24 protein-coding genes are annotated in these 24,213 nt (G+C 41.9%); 2 read left to right on the plus strand and 22 right to left on the minus strand.

Annotated elements, in window-relative coordinates; genetic code table 11:
- Nucleotides 1-57 precede the first annotated feature (57 nt).
- The 3 genes from MKZ16_RS32180 to MKZ16_RS32190 form a co-directional block, all read right to left on the minus strand.
- A complete protein-coding gene (locus MKZ16_RS32180) occupies nucleotides 58-606 on the minus strand; it encodes a cupin domain-containing protein (RefSeq protein ID WP_076105150.1) in 549 nt (182 codons plus the stop codon).
- A 541-nt stretch (nucleotides 607-1,147) separates the two neighbouring features.
- Nucleotides 1,148-2,389 carry a PD-(D/E)XK nuclease family protein gene (locus tag MKZ16_RS32185; RefSeq protein WP_076105151.1) on the minus strand — a complete coding sequence of 414 codons (1,242 nt, stop codon included), beginning with the start codon at nucleotides 2,387-2,389 and terminating at the stop codon, nucleotides 1,148-1,150.
- A 94-nt stretch (nucleotides 2,390-2,483) separates the two neighbouring features.
- Complete coding sequence (locus MKZ16_RS32190) at nucleotides 2,484-3,506, minus strand: ATP-binding protein (RefSeq protein ID WP_076105152.1); 1,023 nt, start codon at nucleotides 3,504-3,506, stop codon at nucleotides 2,484-2,486.
- A 264-nt stretch (nucleotides 3,507-3,770) separates the two neighbouring features.
- Here MKZ16_RS32190 and MKZ16_RS32195 point away from each other — a divergent pair, with 264 nt between their 5' ends.
- Nucleotides 3,771-4,580, plus strand: coding sequence for a hypothetical protein (locus tag MKZ16_RS32195; protein ID WP_076105153.1), 810 nt, complete (start codon nucleotides 3,771-3,773; stop codon nucleotides 4,578-4,580).
- Nucleotides 4,581-4,672: 92 nt separating this feature from the next.
- On the opposite strand, the gene MKZ16_RS32200 is transcribed toward MKZ16_RS32195, so the two are convergent.
- The 16 genes from MKZ16_RS32200 to MKZ16_RS32275 form a co-directional block, all read right to left on the minus strand.
- The gene (locus MKZ16_RS32200; RefSeq protein WP_076105154.1) at nucleotides 4,673-5,701 is read right to left on the minus strand and encodes a hypothetical protein; all 1,029 of its coding nucleotides are present in this window, start codon (nucleotides 5,699-5,701) and stop codon (nucleotides 4,673-4,675) included.
- Nucleotides 5,702-5,936: 235 nt separating this feature from the next.
- A complete protein-coding gene (locus tag MKZ16_RS32205; RefSeq protein ID WP_076105155.1) occupies nucleotides 5,937-7,604 on the minus strand; it encodes a recombinase family protein in 1,668 nt (555 codons plus the stop codon).
- The gene (locus MKZ16_RS32210) at nucleotides 7,598-8,074 is read right to left on the minus strand and encodes a recombinase family protein (protein WP_076105156.1); all 477 of its coding nucleotides are present in this window, start codon (nucleotides 8,072-8,074) and stop codon (nucleotides 7,598-7,600) included. The genes MKZ16_RS32205 and MKZ16_RS32210 overlap by 7 nt, the downstream gene beginning before the upstream one ends.
- Nucleotides 8,071-9,621 carry a recombinase family protein gene (locus MKZ16_RS32215; RefSeq protein WP_339815216.1) on the minus strand — a complete coding sequence of 517 codons (1,551 nt, stop codon included), beginning with the start codon at nucleotides 9,619-9,621 and terminating at the stop codon, nucleotides 8,071-8,073. Before MKZ16_RS32215 ends, MKZ16_RS32210 begins: the two co-directional genes overlap by 4 nt.
- A gap of 18 nt (nucleotides 9,622-9,639) precedes the next feature.
- Nucleotides 9,640-9,861, minus strand: a complete 222-nt coding sequence (locus MKZ16_RS32220; protein WP_076105158.1) for a hypothetical protein — start codon at nucleotides 9,859-9,861, stop codon at nucleotides 9,640-9,642.
- A 166-nt stretch (nucleotides 9,862-10,027) separates the two neighbouring features.
- Nucleotides 10,028-10,348 (minus strand): DUF960 family protein, encoded by a 321-nt coding sequence (locus MKZ16_RS32225; protein ID WP_081393402.1) that lies wholly within the window; start codon nucleotides 10,346-10,348, stop codon nucleotides 10,028-10,030.
- Entirely contained in the window at nucleotides 10,349-10,816 is a 468-nt protein-coding gene (locus tag MKZ16_RS32230) for a JAB domain-containing protein (protein ID WP_081393403.1), read from the minus strand. It abuts the gene before it with no gap.
- Nucleotides 10,813-11,226 (minus strand): hypothetical protein, encoded by a 414-nt coding sequence (locus MKZ16_RS32235; RefSeq protein ID WP_076105159.1) that lies wholly within the window; start codon nucleotides 11,224-11,226, stop codon nucleotides 10,813-10,815. The genes MKZ16_RS32230 and MKZ16_RS32235 overlap by 4 nt, the downstream gene beginning before the upstream one ends.
- Before the next feature lie 196 nt (nucleotides 11,227-11,422).
- Nucleotides 11,423-13,984 (minus strand): hypothetical protein, encoded by a 2,562-nt coding sequence (locus tag MKZ16_RS32240; protein ID WP_076105160.1) that lies wholly within the window; start codon nucleotides 13,982-13,984, stop codon nucleotides 11,423-11,425.
- A gap of 67 nt (nucleotides 13,985-14,051) precedes the next feature.
- Nucleotides 14,052-14,549, minus strand: a complete 498-nt coding sequence (locus MKZ16_RS32245) for a hypothetical protein (RefSeq protein WP_076105161.1) — start codon at nucleotides 14,547-14,549, stop codon at nucleotides 14,052-14,054.
- Entirely contained in the window at nucleotides 14,546-15,109 is a 564-nt protein-coding gene (locus tag MKZ16_RS32250; RefSeq protein ID WP_076105162.1) for a hypothetical protein, read from the minus strand. Before MKZ16_RS32250 ends, MKZ16_RS32245 begins: the two co-directional genes overlap by 4 nt.
- A 140-nt stretch (nucleotides 15,110-15,249) precedes the next feature.
- Nucleotides 15,250-15,708 carry a hypothetical protein gene (locus MKZ16_RS32255; RefSeq protein WP_076105163.1) on the minus strand — a complete coding sequence of 153 codons (459 nt, stop codon included), beginning with the start codon at nucleotides 15,706-15,708 and terminating at the stop codon, nucleotides 15,250-15,252.
- An 88-nt stretch (nucleotides 15,709-15,796) separates the two neighbouring features.
- Nucleotides 15,797-16,585 (minus strand): hypothetical protein, encoded by a 789-nt coding sequence (locus MKZ16_RS32260; RefSeq protein ID WP_076105164.1) that lies wholly within the window; start codon nucleotides 16,583-16,585, stop codon nucleotides 15,797-15,799.
- Nucleotides 16,586-16,848: 263 nt separating this feature from the next.
- A complete protein-coding gene (locus MKZ16_RS32265) occupies nucleotides 16,849-17,379 on the minus strand; it encodes a hypothetical protein (RefSeq protein ID WP_076105165.1) in 531 nt (176 codons plus the stop codon).
- A 223-nt stretch (nucleotides 17,380-17,602) separates the two neighbouring features.
- Nucleotides 17,603-18,022, minus strand: coding sequence for a hypothetical protein (locus MKZ16_RS32270; RefSeq protein WP_143759055.1), 420 nt, complete (start codon nucleotides 18,020-18,022; stop codon nucleotides 17,603-17,605).
- A gap of 111 nt (nucleotides 18,023-18,133) precedes the next feature.
- Nucleotides 18,134-19,531 carry a stalk domain-containing protein gene (locus MKZ16_RS32275; protein WP_076105167.1) on the minus strand — a complete coding sequence of 466 codons (1,398 nt, stop codon included), beginning with the start codon at nucleotides 19,529-19,531 and terminating at the stop codon, nucleotides 18,134-18,136.
- Nucleotides 19,532-19,748: 217 nt separating this feature from the next.
- On the opposite strand from MKZ16_RS32275, the gene MKZ16_RS32280 reads away from it, so the two are divergent.
- A complete protein-coding gene (locus MKZ16_RS32280; protein WP_076105168.1) occupies nucleotides 19,749-20,093 on the plus strand; it encodes a helix-turn-helix transcriptional regulator in 345 nt (114 codons plus the stop codon).
- A gap of 265 nt (nucleotides 20,094-20,358) precedes the next feature.
- Here the strand turns inward: MKZ16_RS32280 and MKZ16_RS32285 are convergent, their stop codons facing one another.
- The 3 genes from MKZ16_RS32285 to MKZ16_RS32295 form a co-directional block, all read right to left on the minus strand.
- On the minus strand, nucleotides 20,359-20,742 hold the full coding sequence (locus MKZ16_RS32285; RefSeq protein WP_076105170.1) for a hypothetical protein: 384 nt from the start codon (nucleotides 20,740-20,742) through the stop codon (nucleotides 20,359-20,361).
- Between the two features lie 347 nt (nucleotides 20,743-21,089).
- A complete protein-coding gene (locus MKZ16_RS32290) occupies nucleotides 21,090-22,295 on the minus strand; it encodes a GIY-YIG nuclease family protein (RefSeq protein ID WP_076105171.1) in 1,206 nt (401 codons plus the stop codon).
- Complete coding sequence (locus tag MKZ16_RS32295; RefSeq protein ID WP_076105172.1) at nucleotides 22,288-24,213, minus strand: DEAD/DEAH box helicase; 1,926 nt, start codon at nucleotides 24,211-24,213, stop codon at nucleotides 22,288-22,290. Before MKZ16_RS32295 ends, MKZ16_RS32290 begins: the two co-directional genes overlap by 8 nt.

The following is a 24,213-nucleotide window of genomic DNA, read 5'->3' on the forward strand; positions in this document are numbered from 1 at the left end:
AGTCCTACGAAAGTAGTATTCTATAAGATTATGCGGTAAATAGACGCTTAATTTTCCTTACAGCACCTCTCCTGTATACTTTTTCAGAACTTCATAAACTCCCTTTTTACGGGCACGTTTGATAATGAATTTAAAGAGAGAACGTTGTATCCAGAATGGAATACCCACGACTAGAGTGTTTTGTAGTGTTAAAACGAAAGCGGTATGGGCAAGTGACTTGGGGTTGCCCTTCTCATCTGTTAATCCATCGTCCATGAGCCCGTAATGAATGCGAACCGATTGTTCGAACTTGCTTGGCGGCGTTAGCCGAACGCGGAATACAACTGGCTCTTCATGCTCGTTCGCAAAGGTATGTGACGTTTTAAGTGGGGCAATACGGCGGTTTCCCGCTTCTAACACATGCTTTGTTTTACCTAAAGTTACGGTGAGCTTACCTGTAATCACTTCAAATTGCTCTTCAAACTGATCATGAATATGCAAAGGTGGACCTTTGCCAAATGGAGGCAGTGCAACTTCGATTAATAAATACTCCCCGTTCGTATCCTTTGCCGTTTCTAGAAAAGTAATTTGTTCTCCTGTGACTTTATTCTTAACCGTTTGTTCCATTCATGTTCGCTCCTTGTTGATTATTTACCAAAACTAGATGCATAGACGCTTCATTATTAATTGTTTTCACGCAAAAAAAAGTCCTACGAAAGGAGTACACAGTAAAAAGGAGGGGGTGAACGACAAGCACCGCGCACAGTTCAAATCAAAAAATGGAAGAACTCACCAAGTTCTTCCACTCTGTAATAGTTTAAATCCTAAATCGCATAACGCTGGATTTCGGAGTTATTTTTGCAAGTATACAAGTTCGTCTGCACAGCGATCTTCCCCAGAGGTCGCCAATTTCATACCCCCCGGGCCTCGGGGATCGTTCGCCCTACTTATGATACGGTTCACCTTACACGTTATAACGGCTAAATTTCGTCTTCGTAGAAGTTCACCCCATACACTCCATCTGTCACTTCTATGTGTAGTGTCAGCTGTATGGTAGTGAGATCTGCATTCGATGGTCTAACGCTATCAGAAAGTTCAGAACACAAAAACCCCAGCTCAGTTAGCAGGGGAGTATTGTAGTTTAATTTTTTTGCTCTCTTTGTGGATTTTAGATTTTATCGTTCACTTGGCCTAGGTGAAATCCCTTTAGAATGCCCTCCAGTACATTGTTAACTTCGATAAACTGAAATTGATTCATCAGGGAATTCATTCGCTCAAATACATGATCAGCGTCGGACCAATCATCTATTTCGATATTTTTAGATCTTAATCTTGTAAACTTCACGTTCATATTCGTCAGCGCATTTGCCTTAATTCTAAATAAATTCCCAATATCATTTTGAACTATATGATTCATTAAATCTACTCTCAACTGGCCATCTTTTATCGGTCCAACTTCCAGGATCAGCAAGAGTCTTTTTTCTTCTGCAGCAAAGAAATATGAAAAAGGATACGGCGATTTCCATGAACCAACTATTTGTGGCATATTAACTTTTAATGAAGTGGGAATAAACCAAAACTCCTTATCACTCAAGTGAAAATCCGGATGATTAGAATGGTCTGTAATGGCTATGTTTATTTTGAGCATATCTGTTGCTTGGTTCAGCGTTGAGGTGGACACCACTCCATATTTAATAATTGCATCAATGGCTTCTCTATGATGTTTGTATAATTCTCGACATAGGCTAATTAACTGCTCATCCTGCATAGTTAACACCTCCAGCGTCTTAGTATAATAGGAGATAAAATCGAATATTTTCTCGTTCATCTTATCTTGATTCAATTCAAGAATGGCTCTTAGAATGGCTAATATATCTGTGTGGCTGAAGCTGTAGTATTCTGAATGGGGAGCTTCCTCACCACTCAATGTCAAGAACACTGGTATGACGTGTTGTATTGAAGGATATGACTCTCTGATGATGTTAAGATACTTTTGTAATTGATGATCTGCTAGCCCAGCATAGACCTTATTCTCAATGAAAAGAACCAGGTTATTCTTCTTGGAGATAACAACAATGTCTATGTTTCTCCATTCACGAAGAACATCAGCATCGTGAAAGCTTCCTAAAAGAACGTCAGTTATTTGCAAACCGTGATTTTTAATGATTACATCTCCACAGAGTATTTCTGCGAATATTTTTTTTAAGACCATATCTCCTAAATAATGATTTTCTTTAGGGTTAAGAAGCCACGCTAATATATTGGAATGTCTTATCTCGAACTGGTCCGCTTTCATCACTTTGATTGGGTTGAATTCATTAAGCGTAGAATCAAGTCGATCAAGAAGTTGATTATTTGCGACAAATCTTGTTATTTTCTGATATAATTCCTGAGGATTTTTATCAATCATAACCTAATCCTTCTTTCTCAATAGCAACTAATTTTATCTTTAGGAGCTCAACGAATTCACTGTGAGATTTAATAAAACTCAAATGTGGGAAGAACTAGTCATCGTTATCATCATTTATTATGTTGCTAGACCTCAGCGCTTCTATGACTTTAACAAATGGTATCTGGATAGTCTCTTTGAAACTAATGAAGTTCTCTGCGTATATCTCATAACTGATTTCGATATTCCCCCAATTGTTTTGATTTTTAATTAAATCTAAAATCCCAATTGGATATATATGAAAATGATAAATAGCAACTTCTAAAAGCGAATTCTGATGTATTACCTCATCTTTTGTACCTGCGAAAAGCACTCCATTCTTCAAAAGTTCATTGGTCTGTTTAACTTTTTTTATATTCCAGTTATAATTTCCATCCACTCCATAATCACTTAAGATAAAGCGTTTATCCATATCAATTAAAATGGAAGGGAATTTGGCTAGATATCTCCCAGTGTTTTTAATACCCATTACAAGTTCTAAGAACAGTCCATTATTTCCAGTTGTTCCACCGGATTGAAAATTATAATATAGTTCAACGTTTGGCTTTTGTCTTCGACCAAAGGCATCCGCCAGCATATAATGCTCCATAATAACGAAACTATCGCCAGCCCGAACATAGTATTTGTTTTCTTTGCACATTGCTCGATGAGGAGGAAGTTGACTTTCGGGGACATAAGTTACAATAAATCCGGTGTCATCTTCATCTGGCTTCATTATAAGGATATTCTGCACTCCTGGGTTAACCGGCACTAGAGCATCACTAATTAAGCTATTTAAATCAGTGAGAAATCTTTTCAATGAGGAGATTGGCTTTATATCATCCGCAGCGTCTGGTTCATTTCCTACTCTTTTGGTACTTATACCCCAAACTATTACTCCACCAGACGAATTGGAGTATCCTGAAAGTGCCTTAGCGAAATTCTTTCTATCATCATCGGAAAGCCCTACTCTTGAGGCCTCCTTTTTTTCTTTAAAGTCAAGAAATAGATGTTCTTCTTGCTTAGTCTCGATCATCTGGTTAATAAGGTCGTAACCTTCTTCTTCTAGTCTTCTAAAAAGAAACTCGGAGTTTTCCATCACACTTCCCCCTCTAGGCAGTTTACTGTTTGGTGCATATGTATTCATTTCCCATTATGATTCATTAAGCAGCAAGAAGAAAGATAATATAAATTAAATGATTACGATATTGCATCTTGTATTCCATAGATCAGTTTCCTGACTGAGAACCAATCCAACCACCTCACAACTCTCCATTGAAATGTCCATTATCCCACATGGGAAGGAAATATCTGTTACCTCGTCGAATGTAATTCAATCATACAAAACTTGCGAGGTGTCAAAATGCCTTCTTACATATGCCCAACGTGTAAAGAAATAAACGAGGAACATAGGAACTACTGTAAAGCTTGTGGAAACTGGTTGCTCAGTACGAATTACCCTGCTGTCGCCACTAAAGAAAAGGCAACTTCAATTCCAAAATGGTTCATGATAGTTCTAACTTCACTTTCCGGATTGTTCTTTCTTATTGCTCTTATAACCCTTACGGCAACGAAATCGATTGGTAACGGATTTTATAGTGTTATGATTTTCTTTGGGCTGAGTGGACTCGTTACGGTTTTTGTTTGTTTTTTCATCGCTCTCTTTATCAAACATGTACGCAGATTAAAAAAACAGTTTTTCCTTTCAACGTTGGCCTTTATAGTCCTGCTAATATTCGGCGCATCAATGTTCAGTAATACCCAGTCCCAGCCTTCATCCTTGGCATCAGTTGCAAAAGTAGACTCCATTCCAACACTAGCAGAATATAAAGCACATTCAACCCAGCCAAATCCCAGAGATTTGGCCAGGTCAGCGGATGATTCCTATAAGGGTAAGCAGGTTCAACTTAAAGGAACAATAGTTCAAGTAATTGGTAAGGAAGAGAATCAGCTTAGAGTCAATCTAAATGAGGATTTGGAACTTGGAACTTTTAAAGAGCCAATAACTATTTTTGTTACTCGTAAAGACGACTCAGGTAAGCTCCTTAATGGAGATGAAGTTGAGATTTTCGGTACTGTTCTGGGTTATCAAAGCTACAAAGCTTGGACCGGAGTGGAACAAACTATACCCTCCGTTGAATCCCATTATATTAATTTGATAGAGAAAAAATAGTCTCTCTGTGCCAATAAAGACTACCTGCGTGTTCTGTCGCTACTGACGCTTTTTTAGGATGTAATATGGCTCAGAGCTACCGGCTGCCTCCATCAACCCGTTTTCACGTATTTCGGATTGATACTGACCTTCTCATCAAGGTATTTCTTCCAGCACGTATTATCCCTGGATGAATCGTTAGCCTGCTCTGTGAAGTACAGACCCAAGTTTCCATTCTCAAACGTGAAGTAATCTCTTCCCCTCTGATTTCCGAACAGAGCAACCAGCGCGTAGTTGTAGCTGGAGCTAACCGCAATTCCTGTCTTTTGCATCGGTATTCTTTTCTGGATCTCTTCTATTGTATAGGTGACCCCATCGCCAGTTCCATCTGCATCGAGTGATTGGAGTAGTAGAGCAAAGAGCAGATCGGCATTGGATCGTAATGTGATCTTTCCTATGTCGAAGACCTCTGATGAGAATGAGCTCCAGTCATGCTTTTTGGAAACTGCTGGGGCCACTTTGGAACGGGACACTGGAATACCCTTCACCTTATGCTTCCCAAACATCATGAGGAATTTATCCAGCTCCCGCTTATTTCCCTTAGCCTCTTTGACCGCTGGAAGCAGGGATCGTAAGAATGTTGAAAAATCCGTAATGTCCTCTTGGCTTACAGGCTTCCTCTTCCACATCCAATCCGGCCTTACAGTGGACATCAAATAGTTCATTGCCCGAAAATTATGCTGATCTATTAGCTCCACTTTCTTTGAGCATATTAGATTTGACAAGAATGCTATTGTAATGAAGGATTGGTGTCCTGCCAGTTTTTCTTCCCAGAAAGCAAATATGTCTTCAAGCTCCTGCTTGCCTGTATCAGCAAACTCAGGCCAATACTTTTGTAACTTGGCAATAATAACTTTATGAGCGGGGACGTAATTTGGCTTTCCCCAATGGCCGTATTTCCACTCGAATGCTTGACTTATTTCATCATGTTCAACGTTCTTAGGGTCAGAAAAATCTTCCTTCCATTTTAAATACGGCTCTTCTGGATATTTCGTTAACTCGTACTTGGATGTGTATTCTACAAAATGTTCTGAAATGGTTTTGGCTATTGACTCAATTTCCTTCTTCGTCAATTCAAGCATTTACCATCCCTCCATATTCTCTTAGATTCAGTTTCCCACAAGCCTTTTGGAATGTCATCCTTTATGTCCTCTAAACACCCCCTACCACCCACTGAATTGCATTCGCTGCCCGCTCCCTCTCTTGACCTGCATTTAGTGTCAGTGTTGTAAGAAGTAACCGCAGCAGCTTAAAATGAACTTTTGAACCAACTGACGCATTTTTTAAGCAGACTGTGAGTTACGATCACGCGAACAATCAAATTGAAATAGAGATGCTTCGACCTTGGATCTCTCGCTTCATCTGAACAGCAAAAGACCCTTCTGCATGGGTCACAGAAGGGTCAGCGTTTAAAAAATGGTGTACCGTATTCTCATCGAAGTTCATATCGATCTGGTCGATGGTTTTTGAATCCTTGATTGTAATTTGCTTGATGACCAAATGCATGAGCGTCTTTCGTTGGTCTAAGGATGACGAGTCCAGCAGCTTATCGAACTTATTCAGAAGAGCACGGACAACTTCGTAGGAGACAGGATCAGCATGGTCGTCTTTCATTTCAGCAGCCAGCTCCGCCTTTTTGACATGTAATCCTTCCAGTTCTTCACCAATGTCATCAAGCCGTTTGGAGAACATCGTCTTATCTAAACCGTTCATTTCGTACATGTCAAAGTACTTTCGCCGCTTCCCCTCCAGCTCTGTTATCTTAACCAGAAGGTGCTCAAGTTCCTGCTGGAGGGGTTTTACACGCTTCGTTTTCCTTTCATTGATGTTTTTCACGATAGCCTTGAGAATTTGAGGCTTTGCTAATACTTCTTTAAGCCGTTCGATTACATAATTCTCTGCCTCCAGCTTCCGAATGCTGTTGGCGCTGCATACCTTGCTCCCCTTGTTACGGAAGTTGCTGCAAGAGTAGTATAAGCGCATGACCTTACTGCCGTCCTTCTTACGATTCTGAGTCCGATTAGCTACCATCGGTGCTCCACACTTTGGACAGCGGATCAGCCACGTTAGCAGGAACTCTCCATCGAACCGCTTTAGGGAGACCACTGATTTTTTCTTACGTAAATACTGCACTTTGTTCCATAGTTCTTCAGAAACAATAGCGGGATGAATCCCATCAAAAGTCTCCAGTTTGGCGTTAAGGCCCTTACGCCTTTTCTCACTCCAGTTTTCATACCTTCCGTAGCGTATCCTTCCAAAAAAGAATGGATTGTCAAGAATCTCCTTCACACCGCTGATGGAGAAGGCTCCCCCCGATCGAGTAACATACCCCTCATGGTTGAGTTCGTTCGCAATCGACTTAAATCCTCGTCCGGTAGCAAATCGTTCAAATATCTTGAGAATAATGACTTCTTCCTCAGGAACAATCTCTACCTTTGATTCCCGACTCCGAACGCCATTCACGATGTCCTCTACACTTCGATACCCTAGCGGTAGCTTACCATTGTGCTTCCCTGTCCTAGCACGTTGTTTGTGACCCATCTTAACATTATCAACTATGGTATCGCGTTCAAGCTGTCCTACAGCCCCCATGATATGCAACATGAATTTCCCATGGGATGTTGAGGTGTCGAACTGTTCAGTCATGGACATAAAAGCGACGTTACTCTTATTCAGTATATTAACGATTTGTGAAAGATGCTCTGCATTTCTCGCCAATCTATTAAACTTCCACACCAAGACGGTATCGAATAAATTATTTTTTGCATCCTGAAGCATCTGCTGCAGCTCAAAGCGATTATCCATGCTCTTGCCACTGATGCCTCTATCCACATACTCACGGTAGATTTCATGGTTATAGAGCTTACAGTAGTCTGTCAGCGTTTTGAGCTGTGCATCAATGGAATAACCATGCTCAGCTTGCTCTTCCGTGCTTACACGAACGTATAAAGCAACACGACGCACCTTGTCAGCGGTAGTTAACATGAGGAGGCTCGCTCTAGTTCCTTAGCCTCAAAAGTGCTATCCAATTCAAATCTCTGGAATACAGCTAACATCTGGATCATGCACTTACCTAAGGCAGTTTTGGAATCGAAACGATCATTCAATGTCTTGAGAGCTACATTTCGATTTTCCAAGAGATCCATAACCATTAACAAACCATTCATATCTCTGGATATCCGAGTCAAATCCATCGTTAGTACCTCGTCAAATCCACTTTCTTTAGCTTCTTCAAGTAGCCGTATAAGCGAGGGGCGATTGTCAGTATTCTTTCCGCTGAATCCTTTATCCACATAGGTAGCTACAACGGTCTTACCTTCATCAATGCAAAAGGTATGTAACTTGTCCAATTGCTCTTTAATGCCTTTTTCATTTGAAACATTACCGATTTGATTAGTACGTACATAAAGAACAACTCGGCCTTGATTTAAACTGATTTGTTGTTGGTTTTTCATTGTAATTCCTCCATGTCATTTGTGAGTAGTATATGATTTAACGATGCACTCCCATGTAAGACAGCCTTTGATATATCCCTGTCAGCAGGAAGCGTGATTTTATCGAATAAGCTCTTGAACATCTTCTTTTGTTGTTCATGCGGAGAGGTTTGGACCATCGCCCACAAATTCTTCAATGCGGTAAGAATCTTATTACTATCTACCAATTGTATCTGTTGATTAGCTAGTTTTTCTTCAACACCTCGCAGGGCCTCTTGCTTAACAGCCTTCTGCTCTTCGAGTTCCTTAAGCCGCGTAACTAGAACCTCCTGAGGAATATGCTCCTCTTCAAATAACTCAAAGCATCTCTGCTGCCGCTGATCAAATGCAGCCAACTCCTTAGTCAGACCTCTCTTTTCATCCTCAAGAGGTTTACGGCTTAGATCCCGCTTATCGTTCACTGCCGCGATGATTTGATTCAGCAAAGGGGGTTTAGTCACAAGTTCCTGCATTTGTTGAGAGAACCAGCAATCCATATCATCTGCACGAATCGCGTTTAAGCTACACGCAGCGGAGCCCTTACTCCTATAGATCGAGCACACATAGTAGTAGTTCTTCCGAATTGTCCCGTTTTTGTTATAGCTCTTCGTGTGTGCCGCAACCATGCTGCACCCGCACCCAGGACATTTGAGCAATCCTGACAATGGAAAATGCCGTTTGATCGTCTTCGATGGCGGGTTCGATCGACTGCGTAGCTTGGCTTGGACTTGTTCCCACAATTCCAAAGCAATGATTGGTTCTTGTTCGCCCTCCATCAGTTGTACCTCAATACCTGTATGGCGCTGGCTTGTACCAATTCGTATTTTGCCGATGTAGTTGGGATTAGTCAGGATGCCTCTCACCGCTGCGATGCCAAAAGCCAGGCCTTTCTTGGTTCGATAGCCTGCAGCATTTAGTCGATTGGTGATTGCCTTGTACCATAATCCATCTGCATACATGGTAAAAATAGTTCGGACTAGCTCAGCCTCAGGTTCCACAACTTCAAGCTGTTGCTGTCCAGGGTCAGGATTCTTATGCCACCGGTAACCGAGCACCATATTCCCGCTATTCCAGCACCCCTGCCGATTGCGCTCTTGCACAGCTAAACGGACATTGTCACAAATCTGTTCCCGTTCTAACTCAGCAATAGCACTCAGCACCTGTACGACAAAGCTGCCCATCGTTGTATCGGTATTAATATCTTCTGTCACGCTCTTTATTCCGACATTGCTCTTATTAAAAATTTTTACCATTTGCAGCAAGTCACTATGGTTGCGTGAAAGCCGATTTAGCTTCCAGACTAAGACGTTTTGAAAACATCCCTGCTGCGCATCCACAAGTAACTGCTGCAAAAGGGGTCTGCCCTGAATCGACTTCGCTGATTTTCCTGCATCTATATAGGATTTGTATATCGTTAGATTGTGCTGTCGGCAGTATGCCTTTAGCATATCCATCTGACCATCTATGCTGTAACCATCCACCTGCTCATCTGTGGAGACCCGAATGTAGAGGGCTACTGTTGATTCCATTAGGTTGACCTCCTATTCTCAGGCGACCATTTGGTAGTCTGCTGTCTCAAGAAGTTGTGAGGTCAGTTCATGGTTGGCCAGTTCTTCCATTTCCAGTAATTCGATCGGTTCCAGCCAGAGCATAACTTCTGTACGGTATGACGCCCTTCTCTCTTGCATGGAAATGTAGTTGATAACCATATCTGAGAGCAAATCAATAGCGGATTCAAATTCGTACTGTACATTAAAGCCCTCTCTCATAGCAGCTCCCCCTTTGAAGTATGTCGTCGAAACAAGAGCCTACCACCCTTAGAAACAGACTTGTTCTCTCTATTTATGATTTCTACTGCTTTTAATGATTTCGATTGTTATTTGAAGCGCTACGATAATGAGTTTTATAACCCTTGGGTTCATCTGTCCCACCCTCTCAATATTCTGATGGCAAGAGCATCGTCACGTACTCACCGCTATCAATTATCCACACGGTAATGTCATGCAGGGGCGTATTAACACCCGGATAACTATAGGTCTTTGTACGTTCCGGTTGCTCTTGAGAGTGGAGGATCTGTTGAACCATATGACTTCCCTCGCTCTCAGTAGTCAATTCAAATACTTGAAGGTAGTCCATCTGTACGTTGCTTTGGATTTGTTCATCCAGTAACGCCCATAGAATCAGTTGCAGTTCAGGGTTGAGCTCATTATTTACGCCTCGCGTTACGTAACGCTGGGACTCAAATGTATAAGACATCTACATCAATCTCCTTTCCTTCATGCTTGTAAATTGGATGCCTTCTCCAAGAATAAGGTGGTCAAGTAGATCAATGCCAAGCAGACAGCCGCTATCCCGCAGTCGCTCTGTAATCTCAACGTCCTCAGGGCTGGGATCTGGCTGGCCTGACGGATGATTATGGCAGGCAATAATGGAAGCAGAGTTGGCAAGAATCGCAAGCTTGAACGTCTCCCTGGGATGAACAATTGAGGCATTCAGCGACCCGTAGGATACTTGATGTATAGCGGTCGGTTCATTTTTAGTGTTGAGGCAAAGGATACAGAAAGATTCCCGATCACAATCACCGATGAATTGGCGGAACAAGTCAACCGCATCTTGAGGTGAGCGAATCACCCGATTGGGATAGAGCAATGATGTTTTTTCCCGTACCATTCGCAGAGAAATAACCTCAATACGTTTAGCTGGTTTAGGCTTAGAATTAATCATTTGAGATCCTCCTTAGCCAAGCATTCAGATTGCTCCGCAAACCACTGTTCCAGTTCTGGTCTTAAAGCGCCTCTGAGCGCGTATATCAGCAGAAAGCACTCGTTGTCGGGCATCAGGCAGGCTCGGTACATATAAACTCCATCTGGCAGCTCCACCAGCTCCACGTATTCTGGTTCCGTCTCAAGTAAATTCACCGTATCGTTACCACCTGTTAGAATATAAGTATCCTCTGACTGAATTAGCAGTATACGGTATCCATGTTCCACTAGGGAGAACGGTCTTTCATCGTCATGATGAAGTGATTCTTGTATCTCCTTAAACTCTTCTACAAGGTAGGTCATACCATCTTGAGATAGTGTACCTTTCTTGAATTGACTTACAATGGAATCTTGACTTGTAATGTTAAACAAATAGTTCATCTCCTTAGAATCTTCTTGAGTAATCACACATTCTAAGGAATAATATCTATTTATAGGTTGGAGCTTCAGCGGCATCGACCAAGGGTCGGCCCTTTCCAACCGCTCTATGTGTCAGTACCGAACATGGCGGCAGGGAAATCCTGTGCTTTTGTCCGTACTGACGCAATTTGCGGGAGAAGGTGGACCGTTATTCAGAATCGTCGAACATCTCTTGCATCTCGGGGCTGGTTTTTAGCGAAGGACGAGGCCTTGGAAGCCTATGATTGGTCCCCTCTACCCCCTGGATTTCTCCGCCTTCCTTCACGATCGAGATCATCTTGGCGTCTCCACCATGGCGAATATCAAACCTAATACCGATCTGTTGCAGATTGGACTTCACTTCGTTCAGCCTGCGCGTCAAGGCATGAGCAGCTTTGGGCCAGGATGGAACCAAAGTGTTGATTTTTTCTGTAATCGCCACGCTCTCCAGTCGTTCAAGCAACTCAGAAATAGAGCTATGCCAACTGCCTTTCCTTTTCATGAGTGCAATGACCGCTGCAGCCACAGGATGTGCACCAACCGCCTCATCATTGGCCTTGTTCTGATTATTTCTGTAGGCTTCCAGAAATCTCTCCCCTCCATATCCGAGGGCCTCTGCAATGGCATAGCCAAATTGGGTAAAGTCAGCCATTCTTGAAAGTGATTCTAGCTTAACGTCTGGGTAAATAGCCATTGCTTTGGATAGTGCCGTTAGCGCACCACCCAATATAGCAGGCTTATCCTGCTCAAAAGCGTTCCACACATCTTTCTCCGCTTTTCGTTCGGTTGGTTCAATTCTTTCAAGTTCGACAATAAGAGAACGATCTAATAGGTCTGCCCTAGTAGCCACAATATTGATGCCATTGAGGACAATACAGCGTAGAAGTTGAAAGATGGTTTCATCCTCATCTGTGAAGAGCGTACGCTTACTAACACCCCCTCCAGTGGAGGCAATACAAAGAAGGTCGCTTTTTTCAGCAGAGAGTACATCCAAGTTATCGAACGCTGGCATGTAGTTATTGGAGAGTACAATTGCCAAGTCCTGTTTGGAGTTCGGCATGGATAGGATGTCGCAAGCCGCTGGGTCTACGATTGACCTTATCATCCGCATTGTGGTGGACTTGGAAGCCCCTTTCTCTCCGCTAAGAACAAGTACAGGGTGCGGAATACTCGGAATAAAGCATGAAACGGTGTACACCAAGAATAGAATTTGATCATCATCATTTCGGATGTTGACATGATTAAGCAACAATTTTAGATCCCCTGGAAAAATAGGATTGACCTGTGCCTTCATGTTATTGGTACGTACAAACACGGTAGGCGCATTGGAAATGATTTCACACCTATTCGGCATAACCTTTACCACTTGTCGGTTCTCATTTGCAAGGTCATAGTAGTAGACGTTATCTACACTGGCGACCCGCCGCTCTAATGCGTACTCATCACCTTCAAATGTAGCCTTCATCTCCATAATACTGAGAGCCTGCTTCATCGCATCATCCGATGGTGCCTTACCAGTTAACTCATAAAATGTCTTTGTTAGTAACAGCCGGTGCCTTTTACTTTTCACTTTCAAGCACTCAAAGTGATCACCGATCGGCACCTTTGCATAGGCTTCTCCAATCTCGTTTCGGAAATATTCACTGTCTTCGCCTAATCGAATGAGTAGTTGAGCCTGATTCACTTTTTCATCCACTTGATTCTCGGAAGCATTTGCAGCACTCAAAGGTTCGTATAGAGATCGTAACTCGCGCCACCCTTTACCTTGGCAACTATTGTGATGGCAACCAGCGGCTATAGCACCATTATCAAATTGGAGGATGTAGGCGCTACGATTTGTGTGTTCCTCATTCCACGGACACGTTTTGAGCACGTATTTGTCAGCTTTGTTTTGCCAGCGTCCTTTTACGGCTATCCCAAGTTCGTATTGATTGACCCAAGCTTCTAGATCAATCGGTGTGGCGTCGACGTTTTTTTCTTTTTTTGGTGCTTCAGCGTTAGGTTGCTGCAGCTTCTCAATAATAGCTTCAATCTGCGCGGCGGAGACGATTCCGATTGTTTCAGGTTGTTCCAATAGTCCTGAGAAGCGGTGCGGACGCTCATCTGTGTCATCCCCCTTGCACGATTTTGTACCGTAGACTTTACAAATACGCGCAGCATTGTATACGCTGGTGTCGATGCACACTTTAGCATCGCTATAGTGCCAGTCCAGTGTTCCAAGGAGTTGTTTGATGATATCCCGACTATAATCGTCATTTGGCATGTCGATAGGATATAACAAGTGTGCACCGTTACTGCTATCAAACAAGAATGGATCGGTCCAGCCTGCCTTCCTGAGCATCTTCTGCACCCTTCTTGCTCTCGCTATCGCGCCCTCATGCTCAACATCTAATGAAGAAATGCCGGAGGCTCGTACAGGGTCAAAGTCGATCATGATCCACATTCGACGCTCAATATCTGCATCACTTGTTGTATGTTTGGCCCCTTCTTCCATGCGGTTGTTCGCTCTCGCCAGCAGATCGCTTTTTACCGGATTCAGTGTTGAATATATCCCTTCTACGTCTCCATCGTATAGAAGGGCTGCATCTGCCAAAGCCTCCATATTGTCGAAGTAGCCGCTAACCGTACCTTTCTTTGTATTCAGAATGCGAAGTTCCACGACTTCGCCATTTTCTCTCAACAGGTTTTGAGCTGCAATAATAATTTCAAATGGATCTTTTACCTCTAGCATGTAGTTACTCCTCTCGGTTGGAAGTACAGTGCCCTGAAAAGGATCGCAGGGGACATACTTTGTTGTCTTACTCAGCTTCGTCCTCATCGAATAGCCGCTCTACCGATTCCCTTTCTTCGGCCGATTGCTCACGTACAAAGAAATCCACTTCGACTTCTTCTTCTGATTCATCGCGCACCATCTTGTCGATGTTGCAATAGACGATGCCGTCTTTCTCATTGTGCTTAATTTCGACAATGACTGGCAGACCTCGGAATGCTTTCAGGTCCAGCTTGTCGTTAGCTTTTGGCACGACGCCAAAACTGGCTAGCGTTTGAGCGAACTTACTTTTAGGATGCTGACTCAGTGTCGGTGCAAAGAACAATTCAACAGCATCACCATCTGGTGTGAAAACGGCAACCTTGAAGTTGATGGCAGAGCGCTGTCCATTACCAAAGGAAGTTTTAAAATCCTTTCTAACAGCATCAAGGATTTGGCCTTTTTCTTTGCCTTCATCCACATAGGCTCGTACTATCTCGGGAATTTGAATGATCGTATCATCATTTGTATAAGGGTTTTGACTCATGAATGTATCTCTCCTTTTTGATTTTGAATTTTATCTTTCGCAAGAAGCATCATTAAGGTTGTAGCGTAATTCACTGTTGACTGTACTGACGCTATTTGCGGTTGTACATTAGGGGAATTCACCTGAACAATTTGACATGTTATTGGTATGTCAGCAAGGCCCAGCGGACGCAGAACTGTGCGGGACCAGAAAGCGGATTTTTCAATTGTCGCTTTAAGTGCTTGGAAGCTATCGACGTATAAATTCCCCTTGCAAGCATTAAAGAACTGAACCGCATCTTTATCTGGCATGATACTTAGATCTTTTCCAAAGACATCTACAAGGTTTTTGTCGTAATAATCAAGCAATCTATGGGTATCCTGCCAACTCAGTTGGAAGGAATAGCAAGGAAGCATTAGAACTTGGTTGCCTTCCTTAATACGATCCAAACTAAGATTAAAAAATTCGACTTTACAGCCTTCTTCCTCTAGGATGGCATTGAGCTCCTTTACAATCTTTTTTTCATCCTTCAGTTTCAATAACCATTGGGTTAACGACATTTCCAGTAAGTGATGTTTCATGGTTTCATTCTCCTTTTTATGGTAATGTAAATTGAATGTTGCTCTTGCGTTGATCATCCTTACAAGTTTGATTCTAGCGTGTACCGTTATATCCAGCCTCCCGATTACACGCTGAATCTTTTCCTTGACAAGCTGTTTTCTTATTTCTTAAGCGGTACAAAGGCAACTTCAGTATCTTCCACGCTAAGGTAGGACACATCGTAAAATGAGATGCTGCTTCTTTCACTAAAATCGAGTTCGAAAAGCGCTGTAATTTCATCTACCAGCTCAGTGGAGTAAACCACACCTTTTCTTCCAATCTTCCGCAAGGTGAAGTAGGTATCGTTATCAGGAAGTTCCCCTCCAATAGCAATTCCTTCATCATTCACGGCAATTTGTATAGCTGTAGAAGAGCCGGTTTTCTCGATCAAATTACCTGATAAGGTAATGCGCTTGCCGCTGCTCTTCGTATTCACGACTGTCAACACACATGGCTCCCCAGAAGCCCTGGTACCATGTTGTTTGCTCTGTACCGGTCTGAAATTCTGCTTACCGTAGGGGCTCTCTTCAAGAACCTCATTGAGTATTGAGTCTGCAGTCGCATTTTCTACATTGTTCATTTTGTTAGTCCTCCTCGTGTAATCTTGATTTGATAGTTGCTACATTTACGGTACTTACGCTACTTGAGGCTCAATGCCGAATGGAATATTAAATCCATCGATTGACCGTGAAAATGACCTTATAATCGGTCAGACCGATTGCTGCCATTCTGCTATCTATTTCCGGACCGAATTTGTCAGAGGCGACTGAGATAATACTCCCTATGGTGTAAACACACGGTCCTTCTCCGTGAATGCCTTCAATGGTAAACCGTAGCTCATCGTTGCCCTCCAGACATTTAACAACATTAAAGTTACTTTGAACGGCTTGACAGATAGATTCCTTATTCTCGACCAAATCCCCAGAAACTTTAAAGACAAGTTCGAAGAAAAGCATAATCAGCTCTGTATTTCCGCCCATCTCGCTATCATAATCAATTTTGAAAGCATATCTTTGGTTCGCCATCTTATCACTAATCATGCGAGCTGCTCCTTTGATCCCTTCCTCGCGGATTGCGACGTACAATGGCTTGTAAAGTTCTAATTCCTCACGTTGCTCATTAGACTTATCTTTATCACGGGCAAGCGTTATCTCAAAAAAACTACCGTCGATACAGTTGCCTTCAACTTTGTTGGTCAGTTCAGCGATTAGGCATGCCTTTCCATCTTGGTGGGCATTTAGGAGCTCCATCTCAGTGAGATAGTCAATTACCTGGTTTTCGGAATCAATCAAATGAGGTGCAAGATATTTTTTCTCTCGAACCTTTTCGCTGTAACCCTTAAGGAAACAGCAACCTATCGCTTGGACATTGCCCAACTCGATTTGCTTCCTAAAGAAGGCTTTCTCATAAGGGCTTTGGGGATCGCGGTCCTGAATGTTGATTTCTGTCGTTGGCATTTTGTTTTTCCTCCTCGTGTGATCTTGCTTTGATGTTTGTTACACTTACGATTCTAGCCTGTTGCAATAGCCTCAGCCTCCCAAACACAATCTGAAAATTTTCCTTGACAGGTACTTTTGTGCTTGCTTTGTATTGGGTTGCTTTCTGAATTTATCGTAACATCCTGGTGTTTGGTCCAAGACCCAGATGTCAATGCCAACTTTTCCTTGACAACGAAAAAAAGCCGTGCGTATTCGCAGCGGCTTCGAGCACCTTGCATATTCTATTTGTTATCAATTCGTTTCTTTAGCTCTTCCTTCCATTGTCCCATGGCGGGGTTGAGCCTTTCGAGTAGTTCGATTCGGTCTTTGGCAGGGATTTGTTGGTATAAGTCTACCAACTCCTTTACATTCTCCAGCGTCTTCTCGAACAGAGCCTGGGATTGCTCCAAGGCAAGCTCATTGGCAATAGCTTTGAACTTTGACTTCGCAGGCTCTTCGATTGTATCGATGTAGGAAAGAAGCTCATTTTGAAATTCAAGTGATTCCTCTACCGTAATGTTACCAGACTGTTTGAGCGTCTTTTGTAAGAACGGACTATCGATATGGCGAATCGTCCAGACTATGAATTCAGCCAGTTCCTTATCGAACCATACCTGTCCTCGACTGTCTCTTAGGTCCTCTTCTTGTTCACCAAGTAGGCTAAGAATCTTGCTGAATATGCTGCGTACTGTTTTTTCCTCGAAGCCCTCGACTTGTTTCACTACCCATGGCAGATTGAATCGTTCCACTTTTGTCTCTTCTTTTTTAGTCATATATGAAGCCTCCAATGCTCTTGTTGATAACCTGATTATAGCTTTATGTAAGGGTTGGGACAACAAGCTGAAGCGTCTTATCCATTAAAGTTCTTATCCAAAAATACCCCGTAGAATACGGTTATTTCACAAAGGGTGCACAAGTATATATACATATTAAAATTGTTATCTGAGGGAAGAGAAAACCCCGACCTAAAGAATTCGGGGTTTTCTGAAAAAGGATTTACTTGTTCATCCTTAATTTGATTTTGGGGTTTGCATCGCTCATCTCGATGTCTGTATCTATGCTGTAATTCTTTAACATTGCCACAACAAGAACAACCGTCAGCGCTACAATAGCTGTGATGATGACCGTTTCCGTGATACCTAGGAAACCTGCTTGTAGCTGAACGGAAGGTGTCTTCTCCAGCAACTCCAGCTTGTTTTTAACCTTGTAGGCTCTGCCCACGTTTTCTGCCAGCTCTCCTACAACGATGATGGTACCGTATCTCTTACTTACAGCATCCTCCAGCTCCGCCTTAGTGCTGATCGTGACTTGCCGATCTGAGAACGTCTGATCCTGACGAAATCGCTTGTTGTCTTGTTTCTCTGCTCTTTTCACCGCTGCTTCCGCTTTTGTCATGTCTATCTTGTTTCTCAGCATGTCAAAAAAAAGAATTGCCAAGTGATACGCCTCCATTCTACTATCTATTATTTATTGATTCCCCATGTCCTCTTAGAAGCGACATGGGGATTTGTAATTTAAAAAGATTCGTTACTTCGTAGCTGCTTCCAGAAGTGTTAGGATGTCAGCATATCCTTTGTCCTTTGCCGTACTTAGGGCAAAGTCATTTGGAACTGCACCTGCTTGAAGCAGCAGCTTCACTGTTGAAACTTTTCCGCTGTATGCTGCTGAACTGAGTGGTGATGTAATGGAATATCCTAAATTTGGGTCGGCTCCCTGGGACAGCAGATACGTGATGATTTCATCGTTCCCTTTAATTGCTGCTGCCATCAGCGGTGTCCGGTTTTGGGGTAGGGCGTTAGCATCGACATGGTTTGTCCCGACTAGACGCTGTACTTCGCTAAGCATACCGTCCTCAGCAGCCTGCACAAGCCCCATCTCGCCTGTGTAACTCGTCACTGTTCCTTTATCCAGACGCGCCTGTGCCTCATCGTCGAACTCGATGGCCTCACCTTTGCCGCGTTCTGCCTGCAACTGATACTCTTCTAGCGCAGTAAAGATGTTACCAGCTACAAAAACTGTCACAGGGGCATCGTACTGAACGCCTAGACCATTGACCACACTGACTTGCGACTTGCCTGCGGAGATCCCGACCATTTCGATGACATCTTCTTTAGCCAGCTTCTTAGAACCTGCGTAGAAAATCTGGAAGAACAGGCCACCGCTTTCACTCTCTCCATAGGCCATAGTCGTGATCTGTCCATTTTTTGCGGTCAATTCCTGTACGTCAAAGATTCGGATTCGACTAACCTCAGTAATTGTGGAGCTGTACTGGGCTGGATTTTTTGATAGTTCAGCAGTACTTACCTGTTTAGCTTTGTCGTAGAGAGAGAATTTGTCCCGATTAGTCGCGAAGAACACGTCACTGTTACTCTCCAGAACCTTATAGGTAGCGTCTGGCATCTTGAGACCTGTAGACGTTTCGCTCTTTATTGCATCCCGCATGACAGTGGCATATCCTTTATACACGCCGCTATCCGCTTTCGGAAGCTGGGATTTGTCAGTTGAAATGAGGACGGAACGAGAAGTGCTATCCCATTCGACCTTCTCACCAAGGGCTTCACCGATGAAGCGTAGCGGCACCATTGTACTGCCATTTATGATTTGTGGAGCAGCGTCCAATGCCACTTTGGTTTCCCCGATCCAAGCTCCTTTCCAACCAATCTGCAAGCGGATGACTTTGTCACCTTTTGTAGCGTCGATGATTTGCTGCTTGCCATCCCACTTGACCGTTGCACCTAGTGCCTCGAAAATGGCCCGCATAGGAACCAATGTTGATCCGTCCTTGATGATTGCCGATTGTTCGAAGGTTTGTAGTTTTCCTTTCAGATACACGTTGATTGTGCTGTCTGCAAGAGCGGTTCCAGCTTGTGTGAGTAGCATTGTAGCGACGGTAAGAGTGATGATGATTCGGTTTTTCATTTGCATTGATAGATTCCTCCGTTAGGTCTGATAAAGTAGTATAAAATAATATAAAACATGATCCGGTAATACTTTAAAATATAGTTAGGGCAATGTACCCACACTAAAAGATGTAATTTGTACCATATTTATTATCTATGGATGTTATATTTAAGTCAAATAACATTTATAGTGTGTTAAGTCTAAGAAGCCCCTCAGGTAAGATTTTCTTGAGGTGGTATTTGTGTCTGATGTGGTGAAGAGAGTCGGAGATAGGATACGTTGGCTGCGAAAGGATAAGGGTTTATCCCAGGAGCAGTTAGCCGAGTTATCCGGTTTACATACGAATTATGTGGGTCAGGTGGAGCGCGGGGAGAAGAATCTAACGATCGAGACGTTGCAGAAGATTGTTGGTGGGTTAGGTGTCTCGTTAGAAGAGTTCTTTCGATACCTTGATCCGATGGAGGGTAAGGACGCTTTGAGCCAGGTTGTGGAGATGCTGTTGGAGCGCTCTGCGGAAGATCAGTCGATGGCTCTAGGTCTGTTGAGATCAGTCTTTGAATGGGAGCAGAAGAAGTACAATCTGTAGCGAGTGGAGTTCAGGAGGGTTTACAGTCTAAGTATCGGGCTGTGAGCCTTTTTTCTATTCGAACAAGTAGCAGCTCGCGTTCCAACTTGACTTGGATTTCGTGCATGGCGACAACGACTTCATGGACGGTCAGGAGATGAATCGGACCGTCCTTTTTGAAGAGCATCTGTAGCACAGCGTCTATGGTCTCTGAGCAGGTCTCGATACGGTTAACCAGCATATCCTCACTCTCTTACGAGTGATTCGTAATTCGTACTTTTCTGCATTAGATTTCACCCCCTTCCTTTTGTGCTGCTTTATGTGCTTCTGTAGAAACATAGAATGGTACATTCAATTGAGAGACCCAGCCTAGCGCTAGTTCAATCGGGCTCCCCTCCATTATTGGAGGTCCATCTGCCCACTCTTCCTCTCGGGTGAATTGAATTTCGGTCGGGTTCAATAAGACATACATATCGGTTCCGTCAAAATATGGGTTAATAGATTGATCTTCTTGGTAGGTTAAAGCTACCCTTAATTTGATAATAGTAGATTGAGAATGCTCTACTCTTTCCTGTTCTATTGCAGCTACTGCTAAAAGGTGATTAGTACCCTCAGGATCAAAAGATGTTTTGAGGAAATTAATTACCTTTTGCTGATATTGCTTTTCCATAGTAAGCCTCCATTTTATATAATTGAAATTTGGAAAGGGGGGGAATACCAAATAACCCTATTCACAAATAGGAATAGGGCATAACGTAGTATTTGAGGTTTAGATGTAATTTAATTCAACATTTCTCTGCCATGTGTAACTAAGATATTAGAGTATTATCGAAGCTTAGATAGTTCGATTCAATTGTAGCCACTCCTCCTTCTCAACTGTAGTCAAATTACCAGAGTAATCAAAATAATGATATATGTTTATTTTTTTCATAAGAACATTTATTAAAACATTTTCATTCTAATGAATTAGCAATAGGGCTAATCAAATGATTAACCCTTAGTTCCAAAAGTGATATTCTATTTTCTTCTGACTATCATTTGTGTAACAAAGTCATATTTGTACTTTACAATTCCTCCACTAAGAATAAGTTCAATTGCTTCCTCAATAATCGAAAGTGGAGCAATAAACCATTCTCTTGGTGTATGTCTGTTCCCCTTTTTATCAAAAACATCAATATTTAAACAGCAACTACCAAAAAAATTATGCAAAAGTTGCTCTAACTTTTGAGGATTCATATTGTAACATTGATAAACTGAAACAATTGATACTGGTGCCATAAGATATGTCGGTTCTTGCTCAGCGTTTTTTACTCTTTCTTCCACTTTTATCTTTGAATAACCAATTTTATACAGATTATCAATCAATATAATTTCAGAGTTATCACTTTCGGATTTTAGGATATAAATATACCCGGTCTCTTCATCTTCTTCTGAAACATTATGAAAAGCATTAAGAAGTTTATCGTCATGTGTTGTAACGCGCCTACCGTGTTTATACAACTCAGCAGATAATGATCGTAGTAACATATCCGATTCAGTTCCATTTTCAAAAATGCAATGGAGGCGAGCATTAACTTTACCCTTTTCCATCTGTTTCTTGCCAACATCGGCTACATACAGAAGCACACCTTTGAGCACATAATAAGAGCCTTTTTCTATTTGTTGTTCATTTTTAAAAGGCAATAGCTTTCGCTTGCCTGATGCCATCTCTAATTGGCATTGATTAAACAAATGTTCATATTGATCAAAATTTTTACAAGGCTTTCTGCTGGCAACATAATCGGGCATTGTTGTTTCCTTGGGGACATGTTCCAAATTGAAAATCCCCTCAGCTCCGTAATTTAAAATCCCAAAAGTATCATCATTTAAAACATCAATTACAGATTTTATTTCTTTTACTATTTGAACTGGATTTTGGAACTCAACTACTGAATCTTGTTCTTTTATTATTTCCAAAAGATTAAAAGCATCATGCTCAGTTAATGTATTTCGTTTTGTTTCATTTTCGCGGATACCACTTAACCTGTAGTAAAGCGATGCTTCTTTTATACTGCTTCCTAAAGTAGGTTCTCGATTGTTCTGTTTATAGAAATCTAAAACTTCCTGAAAAGAAGCTACTAAGCGATCATCCTCATTTATAACCGTCGCCTTTGCCTTCACATCAAGTAAACCAAAATCATCATCTTCAAAAATATCAAGCAGCTTTTTTTTGTTTTCATCCATTTTGCTTCATTTTCCTTTTCTGCTCTTTTAGAAAGATTATGGCTTCAGCCATTCTTTTTTCTAATGCATCTGAAGAATGAATATTGGGTTGAACGCCTTTTGTCTCAACGTACTCTTTAATTTTGGGCCAAAGCAATATTGCCTCTTCCTCCGTCATTTGAATTCGTGTAGCCTCGATGGTTTCTTGTATTACTTTTAATACCTGCACTGTTACAGATTTTGATAGTATCTCAAAGGCTTTTTGAAATGGGTTTACACGATCAATTAAATCAATGTGCAAGTCGTCAATATTTACAAATTGACCTGCCATTCTAATAAATCGCTTGTCTCCTGTTTCTTTGATTTCTCCATTCTTAACAACTGAATCTACAACGACATGTTGACGTACCTCTTCTACTTCTGACTCAGATAACTCTGGATATTTAATTTGGATTATTTTAGGAATTAGCACCTTATTGATTACTTCTGGGTCAACATTGCCAGGCATCGCTTTAAGCATGGTGTCATCCTGAAGAATCGTCGCCTTAAGGTCGTTAAGGTCTGATTCAATGATTTCTTTAACTCGCTTTGAACTTGGCTCTTTTAATCCACGTATTTTTATTTCTCCTGGTTTAGCTTTATCGTCATCCGATAATTTAGTTTTAAACTTGAAGTTTGGTGCAAGCACTTGCTCCATTAATAGAGATGCCGTAATAGCCTTCAGCATATTATTGACTGAAAGCTTTACCAAATCATCAGCAGCATCCGGTTGAGCTATTAAGTTAGTAAACTGAGCATGTATTTTATTGCTACTATCTCTAGTACACCTTCCTATAATCTGAATGATCTCTGTTAAAGACCCTCTGTAACCTACAGTCAAGGCATGCTCACAGAATGGCCAATCAAACCCTTCCTTTGCCATACCCAATGCAATAATTAAGTCCAATTCATCAGGTGACTTTATGTTTCTCAAATAACCCACTATGCGATCTCTTTCTTTAGGACGATCATCGACTAGATCTGCAATTTTAAGTATCTTTCCATCAATACGACGCTTAACAAACAACACCCCTGTATCCTCATCCTGATGAGTGACATCCCCTATAGCATCTAAAATGAAATCAACCTCTTGGTGTTTATCCTTAGTAGACTCACCAGAATTTACGCTAGGAATATGAAGAATAGTTTTTTTATCCGTGTCCAGCACCTCTACTATGGCAGAGGTATAACGCCCCTGATAAAAGTGGTATCCTATTCCCAAGGATTTTAGATAAGTATATCCATTTAACTGTTCATAATAGTTGTAGGTAACCTTGGTGAATCTCGCCTCATCTTCCGGGACTAGAACAGGTGCACTGTCACCCCGAAAATAGGAGCCCGTCATAGCAACAATATGTACATTTGACTTTTGCATAACAGAACGAAGTAGTTCGCCTAATTTATTATCCCCTTCAGCAGAAACGTGGTGAAATTCGTCAATAGCCAAAAGTACATTGTCAAATTTCGTCTCATCTAATTCTTCAAATGCAAAGCGAAGAGTTGCGTGAGTACATATTATAATCTGCTCTTCGTTATCTAAAAAGTTTTTGAATACCTGCACTTTACCTCTTTCTCCACCAGGTATGCAAAGATTGTAACTTGGATTAGGTTCCCAATCAGCATAAAAACCAAATTTCTTGAGATTAGTTTGACTGAATGAACCTCCAATAGACTTTTCAGGAACAGCAACAATAACCTTTTTTAGCCCTTGGTTAATGAGCTTATCTAACGCTATAAACATTAAAGCACGGGATTTCCCTGATGCGGGTGGTGCTTTAAGAAGTAAGTATTGGGCATATCTGTGCCCGTAAGCACGCTCCTGCATATCCCGCATGCCCAAGTTATTGATTTTTGAACTTTTTCCAGTTTGGGCATAAGCAACCTCTACTATATTAGGCAA

This window comes from Paenibacillus sp. FSL R5-0928, assembly GCF_037970385.1.
In the GTDB taxonomy this organism is placed as follows: Bacteria; Bacillota; Bacilli; order Paenibacillales; family Paenibacillaceae; genus Paenibacillus_AQ; species Paenibacillus_AQ odorifer.

What these genes read in the sequence shown, in the direction of transcription:
- MKZ16_RS32180 (WP_076105150.1), bottom strand. Translation starts at nt 606, where the DNA reads ATGGAACAAACGGTTAAGAATAAAGTCACAGGAGAACAAATTACTTTT.
- MKZ16_RS32185 (WP_076105151.1), bottom strand. Translation starts at nt 2,389, where the DNA reads ATGATTGATAAAAATCCTCAGGAATTATATCAGAAAATAACAAGATTT.
- MKZ16_RS32190 (WP_076105152.1), bottom strand. Translation starts at nt 3,506, where the DNA reads ATGGAAAACTCCGAGTTTCTTTTTAGAAGACTAGAAGAAGAAGGTTAC.
- MKZ16_RS32195 (WP_076105153.1), top strand. Translation starts at nt 3,771, where the DNA reads ATGCCTTCTTACATATGCCCAACGTGTAAAGAAATAAACGAGGAACAT.
- MKZ16_RS32200 (WP_076105154.1), bottom strand. Translation starts at nt 5,701, where the DNA reads ATGCTTGAATTGACGAAGAAGGAAATTGAGTCAATAGCCAAAACCATT.
- MKZ16_RS32205 (WP_076105155.1), bottom strand. Translation starts at nt 7,604, where the DNA reads ATGTTAACTACCGCTGACAAGGTGCGTCGTGTTGCTTTATACGTTCGT.
- MKZ16_RS32210 (WP_076105156.1), bottom strand. Translation starts at nt 8,074, where the DNA reads ATGAAAAACCAACAACAAATCAGTTTAAATCAAGGCCGAGTTGTTCTT.
- MKZ16_RS32215 (WP_339815216.1), bottom strand. Translation starts at nt 9,621, where the DNA reads ATGGAATCAACAGTAGCCCTCTACATTCGGGTCTCCACAGATGAGCAG.
- MKZ16_RS32220 (WP_076105158.1), bottom strand. Translation starts at nt 9,861, where the DNA reads ATGAGAGAGGGCTTTAATGTACAGTACGAATTTGAATCCGCTATTGAT.
- MKZ16_RS32225 (WP_081393402.1), bottom strand. Translation starts at nt 10,348, where the DNA reads ATGTCTTATACATTTGAGTCCCAGCGTTACGTAACGCGAGGCGTAAAT.
- MKZ16_RS32230 (WP_081393403.1), bottom strand. Translation starts at nt 10,816, where the DNA reads ATGATTAATTCTAAGCCTAAACCAGCTAAACGTATTGAGGTTATTTCT.
- MKZ16_RS32240 (WP_076105160.1), bottom strand. Translation starts at nt 13,984, where the DNA reads ATGCTAGAGGTAAAAGATCCATTTGAAATTATTATTGCAGCTCAAAAC.
- MKZ16_RS32245 (WP_076105161.1), bottom strand. Translation starts at nt 14,549, where the DNA reads ATGAGTCAAAACCCTTATACAAATGATGATACGATCATTCAAATTCCC.
- MKZ16_RS32250 (WP_076105162.1), bottom strand. Translation starts at nt 15,109, where the DNA reads ATGAAACATCACTTACTGGAAATGTCGTTAACCCAATGGTTATTGAAA.
- MKZ16_RS32255 (WP_076105163.1), bottom strand. Translation starts at nt 15,708, where the DNA reads ATGAACAATGTAGAAAATGCGACTGCAGACTCAATACTCAATGAGGTT.
- MKZ16_RS32260 (WP_076105164.1), bottom strand. Translation starts at nt 16,585, where the DNA reads ATGCCAACGACAGAAATCAACATTCAGGACCGCGATCCCCAAAGCCCT.
- MKZ16_RS32265 (WP_076105165.1), bottom strand. Translation starts at nt 17,379, where the DNA reads ATGACTAAAAAAGAAGAGACAAAAGTGGAACGATTCAATCTGCCATGG.
- MKZ16_RS32270 (WP_143759055.1), bottom strand. Translation starts at nt 18,022, where the DNA reads ATGCTGAGAAACAAGATAGACATGACAAAAGCGGAAGCAGCGGTGAAA.
- MKZ16_RS32275 (WP_076105167.1), bottom strand. Translation starts at nt 19,531, where the DNA reads ATGCAAATGAAAAACCGAATCATCATCACTCTTACCGTCGCTACAATG.
- MKZ16_RS32285 (WP_076105170.1), bottom strand. Translation starts at nt 20,742, where the DNA reads ATGGAAAAGCAATATCAGCAAAAGGTAATTAATTTCCTCAAAACATCT.
- MKZ16_RS32290 (WP_076105171.1), bottom strand. Translation starts at nt 22,295, where the DNA reads ATGGATGAAAACAAAAAAAAGCTGCTTGATATTTTTGAAGATGATGAT.